Below are 12,310 nucleotides of genomic sequence, written 5' to 3'. Positions count from 1 at the left end.
GGCCGGTCCGGGCGGCGCGGCCGGCCGCGCCGGCGGCGGGTAGGTTGCCGGGCATGCCCGTCTCGCCGTACGTCGCGCGGCTGCGCCAGCACATCGGACACGACCTGCTCATGCTGTACGGGGTCAGCGCGGTGGTGACCGACGACGCCGGGCGGCTGCTGCTGGCCCGCCGCGGCGACAACGGCCGCTGGTCGCTGCCCGCCGGGATGGTCGACCCGGGCGAGCAGCCGGCCGACGCGCTGCTGCGCGAGGTGTACGAGGAGACCGGGGTGCGGGTGGCGATCGAACGGATCGGCGGGGTGGCCACCCATCCGGTGCGCTACCCGAACGGCGACACCTGCGAGTACCTCAACGTGTGGTTCCGCTGCCGGGCCGCCGGCGGCGTCGCCACCGCCGACGGCGACGAGTCCGTCGCGGTCGGCTGGTTCGCCCCGGACGATCTGCCGGAGCTGGACGGCTGGAGCCGGCTACGGATCGACACGGCGCTGGCCGATCCGGCGCGGGCCTGGTACGCCGCGCCGGGCGAGCGGCACCCGGCGCTCAACCGACCCGACAACCTCTGAGCGTCCGGCCAGCAGCGAGGCGGTCAGGGGGTGGCGACGGCGGCGCGGGACCGGTCCGCGGCGATCCGGACCGCGAGGCCGGCCAGCACGCTGCCCATCACGTACCGCTGCGCCCGCGCCCACGCCGGGCGGCGGGTGAGGAACGCCGACACCGTGCCGGCGGTGAGCACGATCAGCCCGTTCACGGTCAGCGCGATGCTGATCTGGGTCAGCCCCAGCAGCAGGCTCTGCACCGCCACGTGCCCGCGCGCCGGGTCGATGAACTGCGGCAGCAGCGACACGTACAGGATGGCGATCTTCGGGTTGAGCAGGTTGGTGACCACGCCCATGGTGAACAGCCGCCGGGGGCGGTCCGGCGGCAGCGGTGCCGGCGTGAACGCCGACTGCCCGCCCGGGCGCAGCGTCCGCCACGCCAGCCACAGCAGGTACGCCGCCCCGGCCAGCTTCACCGCCAGGTACAGCGGCGGCACCAGCACGAACACCGTGGCGATCCCGGCGACCGCCGCGACCAGGTAGACCAGGAACCCGACGGCCACCCCGAGCAGCGAGATCAGCCCGGCCCGCCGGCCCTGGGTGACCGACCGGGACACCAGGTAGACCATGTTCGGGCCGGGCGTGAGCACCAGCCCCAACGCCACCAGGCCGATGCCCACCAACGCGCCTGCAGTGACCATGACGCCCCCCGTTCCGGTGAATCTGCCGGCGACCCTACGCCTGGGCGGTCACGGCCTGACCAGGTGGACACTGGCCGTCCCACCCGTCGGGCCGGCCTTCCGTGGCGTCGGGGCGGTTCAGGCGCCCAGGAGGCGGAGGAACGGTGATCGCCCCGCTTCCGGCGGGCGGGACCGAGGCGCGAGAATGCGGGAATGTCCATGGTCCTGCGCGCCGCCGCCACGGCCACCGCCCCCGAACTCGTGCTCCGGCCATGGCGCGCCGACGACGCCGACGCGCTGCTGGCGGCGTACCGGGATCCGGTGCTGCGCAGCTGGACCCGGTTTCCGGTCACCACCGCCGCGGACGCCCGGGCGTTTCTGCGCCGGGCCCGGCAGGGCTGGGCGGCCGGCCGGCGGTTCAGCTTCGCCGTGCTGGAGCCGGGGCCGCAGGGGGAGCGGCTGGTGGCGAACGTGGTGCTCAAGGAGGTCACCCCCGGCCGCCCGGACGCCGAGGTGGGCTACTGGACGGCGGCGCCGGCCCGCGGGCGCGGGGTGGCGCCGCGCGCGGTCACCGCGGTCAGCGACTGGGCGTTCGCCCGGTTCGCCGCCGGCGGGCTGACCCGTCTCGAACTGCTGCACCAGGTGGACAACCTGGCCTCCTGCCGGGTGGCGGAGAAGAGCGGGTACGCCTTCCAGGAGGTGCTGCCCGCCCAGCCGCCGTTCCCCCGCGACGGGCACCGGCACGTGCGCTGGCACCGCTGACCCGGCTCACCAGCCGGCGACGACGAGCGCCGCGGTGGTGCGGGGCGGCACCGGAACGGCGCCCCGCCGCCCGGCGGTGACGGGTTGCAGGAAACGGACCGGAACGTCGAAACCGGTCACCGCGGACAGCAGGGCCGGCTGGAACGCCGTCGCCGCCGCGAGCAGTGCGCCGGGCGCTCAGCGACCGGCCGGGTCGCTGCCGGAGCCGGTCGCCGTGGCGTCGTCGGACGCGGCGCCGGCCGGCGCCGGGCCGAGCAGGCGCAGCAGCAGCCGCGGCTCGCCCGGCCACGCGTCGAGCAGCACCTGCCGGGGCACCTGCCGGCCGGCGTACCGCAGGGCGAGGGCCACCACGACGATGTCGTCCAGCGGGCCGATCAGCGGCAGGAACTCGGGGATCAGGTCGATCGGGCTGGCCACCCAGAGCCCGGCGAAGACGATCGCGGCCTTCGCCCGCCGGGGGACCCGCGGGTCCTTGCGCAGCCGGCGCACGGTGGTCAGGCAGTCGGGGACGAACGCGGCCAGGTCGCGCAGGATGCCCGGCGGCAGCCGCCGAGCCAGCAGCACCAGCAGCGCCCAGCTCGCCAGCAGGCAGGCCACCGCGACGCCGAGCCCGGCCAGCCAGTCGCGCACCCCGGTGGTCCTTCCGTTCGACGGTACGAGCCCCTGCGGGCCCACCAGGAATGTACGCGGGCCCGCCGGCCGGGTAGGGAATGGTCCGCCGCCGGCCGGCGCTGACCTCGTGGATGACCGGCGGATACGGTGGGAGCGGGAGGTGACGGCGGTGACACCCAGCTGGGAGGCGGCGGTCGAGGCGCAGATCCGCTCGGCTCAGGAGCGCGGCGAGTTCGACAACCTGCCCGGCGCCGGCAAGCCGATTCCCGGGCGGGGCCTGCCCTACGACGAGTCGTGGTGGATCAAGAGCCTCCTGGAGCGGGAACGGATTCCGGGCGACCTGCTGCTGCCCACCCCGTTGCAGCTGCGGCGCCGGGTGGAGCGGCTGCCCGGCGAGGTGCGGGACCTGCCGACCGAGGAGTCGGTGCGGGCGGTGGTCGCGGCGCTGAACCGGGAGATCGTGGACTTCCTGTGCGTGCCCAGCGGGCCCCGGGTGGCGGTCCGTCCCGTCAACGTCGAGGAGACCGTGCGGGTCTGGCGGGAGGAACGCCAGCGGGCCGCCGCCGAACGGGTCGCGGCCGGCACGGCGGCGGAAACCGCCCCGGTCGCGGCACGGGTGCGGCGCTGGCGGCTGCCGTGGCGTCGCCGCTGACCCTGCCTCAGCGGAGCCCGGCCCGCCACGTCCACGCGGTACGCCGTGGCCGGTCGCCGAGCGGCGCCCGGCCGGTCATCCAGAGCAGCACCGCGACAGGATCGCCGTCCGGCGCGTCCGGGAACAGCCGGCCGAGCACTCCGGCGCACAGCTGTGCTGGCGGCGACCAGTCCAGCCCGAGGCCGCCGGTGATGTCCCGGGTGTGCAGCAGGATCTCGGCGACGCCCATCGCCGCGAAGCCGCCCGGGTCGCACGGCCCCCAGTGCCAGGCGCGGCTGTCGGGGGCGGCGGTGTCGATGGCCGCGGCGAGCAGCCCGGCGCTCGCGGTGACCACGGTCAGCACCTCGGCCGGTGTCGCGTCGGCGCGTACCCGCAGGTCGAGGGGGAGGTAGCCGCCGGCCGGCAGGCCGGTCAGCTGCGCGGCGTAGGCGAGCAGGTCGTGGGCGACGTGCGCGGCAGCCGTCCAGCAGGTCCACTCCAGGTCTGCCGCCGGCACGGTCCAGTCGCGGTCCACGGCGGGCCGCAGCACCCGCGTCATCTCGGCGGCGGCGCGCCGGACGTCCGCCGCGGTCATCCCCGTCATGCCGTTCACCGCTGGTCGAGGGCGGCAGCGACCTGGTCCAGGATGCGCCGCCAGTACGCCCGCTGTTGTTCGCGCTCTTCGGCGCTGGCCAGACGCTCCTGATGGAAGCGGAGCATCGTCCGGGCTCCGTCGGCGGCGGGGGAGAGGGCGACCTGGATCGTGGTGGTGCCGTGAGTGACCCGGATCCGGTCCGCCGGGCGGTAGCCGCGCACCTCGCCCGTCACTCCGGCGGCCGTCCGATAGGGGGCGCCGCGTTGCGGGGTGAGGACCGCGCCGGGGCCGAGCCAGAGGGCGAGCCCTTCGGGGCTGCTGATGAAGTCCCAGACGACGGGCGCGGGGTGGGCCAGCGTGCGGGACACGCCGATCTGCCAGCCGGCGTCCCTGGTGAGTCCGGTGGGCATCACTGTCATCCTTCCTACGAGGTGCGGGCGCTGCGCGCCCGCACCTCGTGGCGGTTGCCGCAGTGCTCCATGGAGCGCTGCGGGGGCCTAGCTCGGCGGGGCGTCCTTGACGAACACGATCCCGTCATAGTTGGCCAGGTGGGCCGGGTCCAGCGGGGCGTAGCCGAACCAGGGGGACACGCGGGGAGCGGACGCCACGTCGTCGAGGACAGCGGCCAGTCGGCGGGCGTCGACGACGTAACGGTCCTCCGGGAGCGCGTACAGGAGCCCTTCGATGGTGTCCGGGGGTGGGGTCTGCACACCGTGGTGGCGGATCGTGCCGAGGGCCGTGGCCAGGAAGGCGTACCCCTCGCCCAGGTGCGCGCTGACGATCGCCCCGGCGCTCCACCACTGCACCGGTCCCTCCCACATCTGCATCGTGCTCTTGTCCCGCTGCAGATGTGCATTGTGGGCGTGCAGCAGGGTCGGGCCCCGTTCGGCGAGGGCGAGCAGGTTGGCGGCCATCATCGAATCCCGCACGCCCAGCAGCCGCGCCATGCGGCTCGGTGACGTGTCGGCCATCCAGAAGTGGTAGCGCAGCAGCCCGGTGGCGGTGCGCCCGTACATGCGTGCCCGGTCCCAGTCGTCGCGCGAGGACGCCGCGATCAGGTGGGGCGACTGCGCGTCGAGCAGGGCCACCAGGTCGTCGGCGAGCAGCCGCAGCTGTTTGGCCTCGGGCGTCTGCCCGACGGACTGGGTCGGGTCCATCATCGCGGCGGGGTTGGTCCACCGGTCGTCGGCGCCGAGCAGGCGATCGAGCGTTTCCGCGGTGCAGGGGAGCAGGTCGGCGTCCACCCGGGCGGTGAGGTAGGCGCGGAGTGCGGTGAGGGCCTGCCGAGGGCTCGCGGCGCCGGTGATCTCCAGCGGGCCGTCGAAACCGGCGAAGCGCAGCCGCTCGGACGCGGGCCGGCCGTCGTTGTACGCGCGCATCCAGCGCACCAGCTCACGGTTGGCCGCGGACGCGCCGAACCCGTGGCTGAAGCCGCGCTCCATGGCCTCGTCGAGGGTGCCCGTACCCGACGTGACGTAGTCGTCCACGACCAGGCCCATCATGCAGTCGCTCTCGATCGTGATCGTCCGGTAGCCCTCCTGCTCGACGAGTTGCCGGAAGAGCTCGTTGCGTACGTCGAGCAGAACGTCCTCGCCGTGGGTGGGCTCACCCAGGGCGAGCAGGCGCGGCCGGGCCGGGAGCAACCCCATGACGACGGCAGCGTCAACGGCGTGGGCGGTGTCTTTGATGCCAACGGTCATGCCATCAACGGTATCGTTGAACCGACGGTTGAAACTTCCGCGCGACATCGGCAGGACAGTGAGGCGAAACCTTCAAGACGGCGGGCGGCTCAGGCCGATTGACCTGGCGCGCGGGCACGGTCTGTCGACGCAGGCGATCAGGAACTACGAGGCGGCGGGCATCCTTCCGGGCGCGGAACGCAGCCCCCACGGCTACCGCACCTACACGCCGCTGCACGCGAAGGCCCTGCACGCGTTTCTCGCCCTCGTGCCCGGGCACGGCCATCAGACGGCCACGTCGATCATGCAGGCGATCAACCGGGACGCGACCGAGGACGCGCTTCGGCTCATCGACGAGAGTCACGCCCAGCTTCTCGACGACCGGCGCACCCTCCAGGCCGTCGAAGCCGCGCTTGGCGACCTCGATCCCGTGCCGCAGGAACGCGGCGACACGTTCGTCGGCCCCCTGGCGAGAAGGCTCGGCATCCGCCCGGCCACCCTGCGGAAATGGGAACGCGCCGGCGTGGTCCAGCCGCGCCGCGACCCGCGGACGGGCTACCGGGTCTACAGCGCGGCCGACGTGCGCGACGCCCGGCTGGCCCACCAGCTCAGACGGGGTGGCTACCTGCTCGAGCAGATCGCCCCGCTGATCGCCCAGGTCCGCTCCGCCGGAGGTGTCGCACCGCTTGAGTCGGCACTGCGTGACTGGCGCGCCCGCCTCTCGGCCCGCGGCCGCGCCATGCTCACCGGCGCCGCCGCGTTGGACGCCTACCTCGGCTGCCGGCCGGCTTCGCCGGGAGGCGAGCCGAGTGCCGCACCAGCGCCGCCGGGCGCCCGCCGGCCGGTCGAGGCCCCGGCTGGGTGACCCGTCGCGTCTCCGATCCAACGCCGCCTGCTGTTACAGTGGGAGCGGCGTTGATCGTTTGTTGAGGAGCCCAGACATGGTGGTGGACGACGACATCTCCGGGTGATACCCGGACCCGACAGGCCACCGGACCGGCGCGTGGAAGCGCCGCCGGCGTGGCCTCGCTGTCGTCCCCTCTTTTCCCTGTCTGCTGCCGGGGCGGAAGTGTCTTCTCTGCCCCCCTCCCCATGAGGTCACCTCCATGTCCGATGCCTGCATCGTCTGCTCGAACCTGTCCTTCACCTGGCCCGACGACACTCCCGTCTTCCAGGACCTGTCCTTCACCGTCGGCTCCGGCCGCACCGGCCTCGTCGCGCCCAACGGCACCGGCAAGAGCACCCTGCTCAAGCTCATCGCCGGTGAACTGCGGCCAGACACCGGGTCGGTCTCCGTGGCCGGCACCCTCGGCTACCTCCCGCAGAGCCTGCCCCTGGCCGGCGACCTCACGGTCGCCGAGGTGCTGGGCGTCGCCGCGATCATCCACGCCATCGACGCCGTGGAATCCGGGGACGTCGACGAGAAGCACTTCACCACCATCGGCGACGACTGGGACATCGAAGAACGCACCCGCGCCCAGCTCGACCGCCTCGGCCTGGCCGACCTCACCCTGGAGCGCAGCCTGAGCACCCTCAGCGGCGGCCAGGTCATCTCCCTCGGTCTCGCCGCCCAGTTGCTGAAGCGGCCCGACGTGCTGCTGCTCGACGAGCCCACCAACAACCTCGACCTCGAAGCCCGGCACCAGCTCTACGACGTGCTGGAGGACTTCACCGGCTGCCTGCTCCTGGTCAGCCACGACCGCGCCCTGCTCGACCGGATGGAACGCATCGCCGAACTCGACCGCGGCGAACTGCGCTTCTACGGCGGCAACTTCACCGAGTACGAGGCGGCCGTGCGGGCCGAACAGGAAGTCGCCGAGAAGAACGTCCGCAACGCCGAGCAGGAGCTGAAGCGGGAGAAGCGGGAGATGCAGCAGGCCCGCGAACGCGCCGAACGCCGGCAGAGCAACGCCGCCCGCAACCTGAAGAATGCCGGCCTGCCTCGTATCTTCGCCGGCACCATGCAGCGGGGCGCGCAGGAGTCCGCGGGCCGGGCGGGCCAGATGCACGCCAGCCGGGTCAGCGAGGCGAAAGCCCGGCTGGACGAGGCCGGGCGCGCGCTGCGCGACGAGCAGCGCATCACGCTGGACCTGCCGGACACCAACGTGCCCGCCGGACGCAACCTGTTCCTCGGCGCGCAGCTCCGCGTCCGCCTCGGCGACAAGGACGTGTTCGCCGGCCAGGGCGTCGACCTGACCGTCCGGGGCCCGGAGCGCATCGCGCTGACCGGTCCCAACGGCGCCGGCAAGAGCACGCTGCTGCGCCTGATCAACGGCGACCTGACACCACAGAGCGGCGAGATCAAGCGGGCCGACGGCCGCATCGCCTACCTCTCGCAGCGCCTCGACCTGCTGGACCCGGACCGTACGGTCGCCGAGAACTTCGCCGACCACGCCCCGCAGCGGCCGGAGGCCGAGCGGATGAACCTGCTCGCCCGCTTCCTGTTCCGGGGGCCGCGCGCCCATCTGCCCGTCGGGGTGCTCTCCGGAGGCGAGCGGCTGCGCGCCACCCTGGCCTGCGTGCTGTGCGCGGAACCAGCTCCGCACCTGCTGCTCCTGGACGAGCCGACGAACAACCTCGACCTGGTCAGCGCGGGCCAGTTGGAGAGCGCCCTGAACTCCTACCAGGGGGCCTTCGTGGTGGTCAGCCACGACGAGCGGTTCCTGCGCGACATCGGCGTGAACCGGTGGCTGCGGCTGTCCGACGGCGAGCTGAAGGAGACGGGGGCCCCTGAGGTGTGAGCCGCCGGCGTGTCGACCTGGCCCGTGTCCGAGGCATGCCGCCCCGCGGGCCGAGCACCGATCACGTTGGACGGACCCCATGCCTCAGCCCGCTCTGCTCGCTCACGACCTCGTCCACACCCTCGGCGACCGGCGGGTGCTCGACGGTGTCTCCCTGACCGCCTCGCCCGGGCACCGCATCGGGCTGATCGGGGAGAACGGCGTCGGCAAGTCGACCCTGCTGCGCCTGCTGGCCGGGACGGACGACCCCGACGCCGGCACCGTCACGCGCCCGCCCGACCTGGGCTTTCTTCAGCAGGAGATGCCGTACGGCGCCGACGCGACGATCGCCGACGTCCTCGACGACGCCCTGCGCGAGGCCAGGGAGGACCTCGCCGAGCTGGAACGGCTCACCGAGCAGCTCGCGCGGACCGCGCAGGACGCGCCCGAGTACGCCGGCCTGCTCGACGCGTACGGCGTCCGGCTCGAACAGGCCCAGGAGCGGGATGCCTGGGACGCCGACCGGCGTGCCGCGCTCGTGCTCGACGGCCTCGGCCTCGGCGCCTTCGGACACGACCGGACGCTCGGGTCGCTGTCCGGCGGGCAGCGCGGCCGGCTCGCGCTGGCCGCGCTGCTGGTCCGGCGGCCCTCCGCGCTGCTGCTGGACGAACCGACCAACCATCTCGACGACGGTGCCGCCGCCTTCGTCGAGGAGCAGCTGCGCACCCTGCCCGGGGCCGTCGTGGTGGCCAGCCACGACCGGGCCTTTCTGGACGCCGTGTGCACGGACCTGATCGACCTCGACCCCGCGATGGACGGCCCGGTCCGCTACGGCGGCAACTACAGCGCCTACCTGGCCGAGAAACGTGCCGAGCGGGACCGCTGGGAGCGACGCTGGGCCGAGGAACAGGAGGAACTGGCGGCGCTGCGGGTCAACGCCGGGGTCACCGCGCACCGCGTCGCGCCGGACCGGGGGCCGCGCGACAACGAGAAGATGGGCTACGGCCACCGCGCCGGCCGGGTGCAGAGCCAGATCTCCCGACGGGTACGCAACGCCACCCGCCGCCTGGAGGAGCTGGAGCGCTCGCAGGTCGGCGAGCCGCCGAAGCCCCTGCGGTTCGCGAGCCCGGCCCTCGCCGCACCGGCGGCGGAGGGCGACGATCCGCTGGTGTCCCTGGACGGCGTACGGGTGCCGGGCCGGCTCGCACCGGTGAGCGCGGCGGTGTCGGCGACCGACCGCCTGCTGGTCAGCGGTGGGAACGGGGCCGGGAAGTCGACCCTGCTGGCCGTGCTCGCCGGCCGGCTCGCACCCGAGGGCGAGGTGCGGCGGCGGCGCGGACTGACCGTCGGACTGCTCACCCAGAACACCGTTTTCGACCGGCCGGACCGGTCCGCCCGGGACACCTATGAGCTGGCGCTGGGCGCCGAGCGGGCCGAGGCGGTACCGCTGGGCTCGCTGGGTCTGATGCACGAGGCGGACCTGGACAAGCCGGTCGGCTGGCTCTCGGTGGGACAGCGCCGACGGCTCGCGCTGGCGCTGCTGGTGGCGCGACCGCCGCAGTTGCTGCTGCTCGACGAACCCACCAACCACCTGTCGCCGCGCCTGTGCGACGAACTGGAGGCGGCGCTGGGCCCGGGCCCCGGCGCGATCGTGCTGGCCAGCCACGACCGCTGGCTGCGGAAACACTGGCAGGGACGGGAGATCCGGCTCGGCTCCGATCGCGAGCGCTCGGACAGCGCGGGCCACACGCTGTTCGCCAGCGCAACGCCACCACACGCGCAGGGGGCTGGCCGAGATGACGGCCGGAGCTGACCGGGTTCCACCGGCCCGCCGGCGGATGCGTACTCGTGAGGCTGGCCGTCGCTCGCGCAGGGTCCCGTCCCGTTCCGGGCCTGCGCACCCGCGGCTCCCTGCCGGGTCTTTTCCTACCGAGGCCTCCTGCCCGTCAGTCGATCGGTGTCACGGCCGTGCGTCGAGGAATCGCGTGATCGCAGCCGCGACGGCTTGGTGGTCTTCGAGCATCGGCAGGTGCCCCGTATTCAGGTCGTTCTGCCAGGCTGCGCCGAGTCGCTGGGCGCAGCGTTGTTGCAGCGCCATCGGCAGCTCGTGGTCGTCGGTGGTGCGCAGGTAGCCGCGCCACCCGTTCCACGACCGGTGAGTGGTCCGGTCTCGGTAGAGGGCGGGTGACTCGGGGGTGAAATCGGCGATGATGCGGTCGGTGACCTTTTCGTCCAGACCATGGGCGAGGCCACGTCTGATCGCCGAGTCCGGCGGCCGGGTCCCGGCGACTCGCATCGCGGCACTGAGCACCCACCGGTTCGGCACCGGCATCGCCGAGATGAAGGATCCTCCCGGCTGCGGGATCACGGCACTGATCGCCAGGAACGCGCTGACGCGTTCGGGCACGAGCCGGGCGACTTCGGCACCGATCACACCACCGGCCGAGTGCGCGACGATCGCGTACCGACCCGGCGGTGCGGAGTCGATGACCGCCTGGGCGTAGTCGCGCAACCGGGCTCGGCCGCCCTGCGGTCGGGCGGCGACACAGGTCTGCTGCCCTTCGCCGAGGTCGCGGCGGACGTCATCCCAGATCCAGGCGGGAAGCCCGGCGCCGCTGAGGAACATGATCGGATCACGTGAAGTGCTCATGGACGCCATCGTCACTCCCAGCGATGTCACCGGTATGTCACTATTTATTGGATGAACCGCACCGACCGTCTCTACGCCTTGCGTGAGGAACTGCGGCGCGCGGGGGCCGCCGGCCGCTCGGCGGAACGACTCGCCGCGATCTTCGAGGTCAGCGTCCGCACGATCAAACGAGACATTTCGACTCTGCAGCACGGCGGCTTCCCGGTCTGGGCTCGACCCGGACCCGGTGGTGGCTACGTCGTTGACGCCGCCGCGACCCTCCCGCCGGTGAACTTCACCGACGCCGAGGTTTCGGGCCTGGCCGCCGCCGTGGCCGCCCACCGCGGACAGCCCTTCGACAGCCACGCCCGCGCCGCCCTCGTCAAGGTGCTCGGCGTGATGGACGCCCGCGCGCGAGAAAACGCCACCGCGTTGAACGGTCGTGTCTGGATCGACCACACCGACACACCCGGCGATGCCCGGATTCGGCACGCGATCGAGCAGGCACTCCACGCACAGCGCGTCCTCGTCGTGGACTACCGCGACCGGCATGGCACGCCGACCACCCGGCAAGTCGATCCCGTGCTCCTGGCCCGCACCCAAGGACACTGGTACCTCGTCGGGCACTGCCACACTCGTCAAGCGATCCGCTGGCTCCGCCTCGACCGTGTCAGCGCCGCACACCTGACAACCAAGCCCGCCGCTCGTATCCCCGTCGAAGCCGTTGGCACACCGCCTACCACCGCCGAGGCCATCGCCGAACTGTGACGCCACCCGCTGGCAATACCTCAGCTCACCTGGCAGACGACAGCAGCAGCGGGCGGGGCCGCCGGCGGATCGCTGACGACCGGCGTCCTGGAAAGTTCTTCAAAAAAATCCGGGTGGCGGTGTCGGATCGGGGCGGTGGTGTTCGTAGCAGGGGTGAGGCCGCCCGCAAGGGGGCGGTGCCGAGGTAAAGGAACCGCGATCATGAAGCTGACGACCATGACCCAGGTCACCCTCGATGGGGTGATGCAGGGAAACGGCGCCGCGTCGGATGACCGCAGGAACGGATTCGAGCGCGGCGGATGGGCTCGGGGGGCGGGTGACGACGAGACCAGGACGTTCATCACGCAGACCTACCAGCGCGCCGAGGCGTTCCTGTTCGGCCGGCGCACCTACGAGTTGTTCGCCGGCTCCTGGGGATCAATCGACCAGATGCGCGCACACCCCATCGGCGTGGCCTTGACCGAGGCCCCCAAGTACGTTGCCTCGACCACGCTCACCGCGCCGCCTTGGCAGGACACGACCGTTCTCCGCGGGGACCTCGCGGCGGCCATCAGTGAGCTGAAGGCCAAGCCCGGGGGTGAGCTGCAGGTGCACGGCAGTGGCGCCCTGACCCGGTGGCTGCTGGAGAACGATCTGGTCGACGAGATGACTCTGATTGTGATCCCGGTGATCCTCGGTGCCCGCGCTCGCCGATCGGC

14 protein-coding genes are annotated in these 12,310 nt (G+C 73.0%); 8 read left to right on the top strand and 6 right to left on the bottom strand.

Going from position 1 to position 12,310, the window contains the following annotated elements:
- Window positions 1-53 precede the first annotated feature (53 nt).
- Window positions 54-563 carry an NUDIX domain-containing protein gene (locus tag FXF52_RS32270; protein ID WP_148802683.1) on the top strand — a complete coding sequence of 170 codons (510 nt, stop codon included), beginning with the start codon at window positions 54-56 and terminating at the stop codon, window positions 561-563.
- Window positions 564-586: 23 nt separating this feature from the next.
- Here FXF52_RS32270 and FXF52_RS32265 read toward each other — a convergent pair whose 3' ends face one another.
- The gene (locus FXF52_RS32265; RefSeq protein WP_148802679.1) at window positions 587-1,237 is read right to left on the bottom strand and encodes a LysE family translocator; all 651 of its coding nucleotides are present in this window, start codon (window positions 1,235-1,237) and stop codon (window positions 587-589) included.
- Between the two features lie 192 nt (window positions 1,238-1,429).
- On the opposite strand from FXF52_RS32265, the gene FXF52_RS32260 reads away from it, so the two are divergent.
- Window positions 1,430-1,978, top strand: coding sequence for a GNAT family N-acetyltransferase (locus FXF52_RS32260; RefSeq protein ID WP_148802676.1), 549 nt, complete (start codon window positions 1,430-1,432; stop codon window positions 1,976-1,978).
- A gap of 177 nt (window positions 1,979-2,155) precedes the next feature.
- On the opposite strand, the gene FXF52_RS32255 is transcribed toward FXF52_RS32260, so the two are convergent.
- Window positions 2,156-2,608, bottom strand: a complete 453-nt coding sequence (locus FXF52_RS32255; protein WP_148802673.1) for a YkvA family protein — start codon at window positions 2,606-2,608, stop codon at window positions 2,156-2,158.
- A gap of 151 nt (window positions 2,609-2,759) precedes the next feature.
- Here FXF52_RS32255 and FXF52_RS32250 point away from each other — a divergent pair, with 151 nt between their 5' ends.
- Complete coding sequence (locus FXF52_RS32250) at window positions 2,760-3,242, top strand: DUF1992 domain-containing protein (protein ID WP_148802670.1); 483 nt, start codon at window positions 2,760-2,762, stop codon at window positions 3,240-3,242.
- A gap of 7 nt (window positions 3,243-3,249) precedes the next feature.
- On the opposite strand, the gene FXF52_RS32245 is transcribed toward FXF52_RS32250, so the two are convergent.
- The 3 genes from FXF52_RS32245 to FXF52_RS32235 form a co-directional block, all read right to left on the bottom strand.
- Window positions 3,250-3,816, bottom strand: coding sequence for a maleylpyruvate isomerase N-terminal domain-containing protein (locus tag FXF52_RS32245; protein WP_148802736.1), 567 nt, complete (start codon window positions 3,814-3,816; stop codon window positions 3,250-3,252).
- Window positions 3,817-3,830: 14 nt separating this feature from the next.
- Entirely contained in the window at window positions 3,831-4,226 is a 396-nt protein-coding gene (locus FXF52_RS32240) for an SRPBCC domain-containing protein (protein WP_148802667.1), read from the bottom strand.
- An 87-nt stretch (window positions 4,227-4,313) separates the two neighbouring features.
- The gene (locus FXF52_RS32235; protein ID WP_148802664.1) at window positions 4,314-5,516 is read right to left on the bottom strand and encodes an erythromycin esterase family protein; all 1,203 of its coding nucleotides are present in this window, start codon (window positions 5,514-5,516) and stop codon (window positions 4,314-4,316) included.
- On the opposite strand from FXF52_RS32235, the gene FXF52_RS32230 reads away from it, so the two are divergent.
- The 3 genes from FXF52_RS32230 to FXF52_RS32220 all read left to right on the top strand — a co-directional run bounded on the left by FXF52_RS32230 (window position 5,464) and on the right by FXF52_RS32220 (window position 10,028).
- Window positions 5,464-6,360 (top strand): TioE family transcriptional regulator, encoded by an 897-nt coding sequence (locus FXF52_RS32230; RefSeq protein ID WP_255472556.1) that lies wholly within the window; start codon window positions 5,464-5,466, stop codon window positions 6,358-6,360. The two genes, FXF52_RS32235 and FXF52_RS32230, sit on opposite strands and share 53 nt — an antisense overlap.
- Before the next feature lie 241 nt (window positions 6,361-6,601).
- Entirely contained in the window at window positions 6,602-8,236 is a 1,635-nt protein-coding gene (gene abc-f / locus FXF52_RS32225) for a ribosomal protection-like ABC-F family protein (RefSeq protein ID WP_148802662.1), read from the top strand.
- Between the two features lie 79 nt (window positions 8,237-8,315).
- On the top strand, window positions 8,316-10,028 hold the full coding sequence (locus FXF52_RS32220; protein WP_148802659.1) for an ABC-F family ATP-binding cassette domain-containing protein: 1,713 nt from the start codon (window positions 8,316-8,318) through the stop codon (window positions 10,026-10,028).
- Between the two features lie 147 nt (window positions 10,029-10,175).
- Here FXF52_RS32220 and FXF52_RS32215 read toward each other — a convergent pair whose 3' ends face one another.
- Window positions 10,176-10,865: an alpha/beta fold hydrolase gene (locus FXF52_RS32215; RefSeq protein ID WP_187413848.1), complete on the bottom strand. Its 690-nt coding sequence runs from the start codon at window positions 10,863-10,865 to the stop codon at window positions 10,176-10,178.
- A gap of 51 nt (window positions 10,866-10,916) precedes the next feature.
- Between FXF52_RS32215 and FXF52_RS32210 the strand changes: the two genes are divergently transcribed.
- Both FXF52_RS32210 and FXF52_RS32205 read left to right on the top strand, forming a co-directional pair.
- The gene (locus FXF52_RS32210) at window positions 10,917-11,612 is read left to right on the top strand and encodes a YafY family protein (RefSeq protein ID WP_148802653.1); all 696 of its coding nucleotides are present in this window, start codon (window positions 10,917-10,919) and stop codon (window positions 11,610-11,612) included.
- Between the two features lie 201 nt (window positions 11,613-11,813).
- Window positions 11,814-12,310, top strand: a 497-nt coding sequence (locus tag FXF52_RS32205; protein WP_148802650.1) for a dihydrofolate reductase family protein, incomplete at its 3' end; no start/stop codon positions are given.

It is taken from the genome of Micromonospora sp. MP36 (genome assembly GCF_008119785.1).
In the GTDB taxonomy this organism is placed as follows: domain Bacteria; phylum Actinomycetota; class Actinomycetes; order Mycobacteriales; family Micromonosporaceae; genus Micromonospora.
The sequence above is the reverse complement of the archived record's forward strand: the minus strand, read 5'-3'. Positions and strand labels throughout refer to the sequence as shown.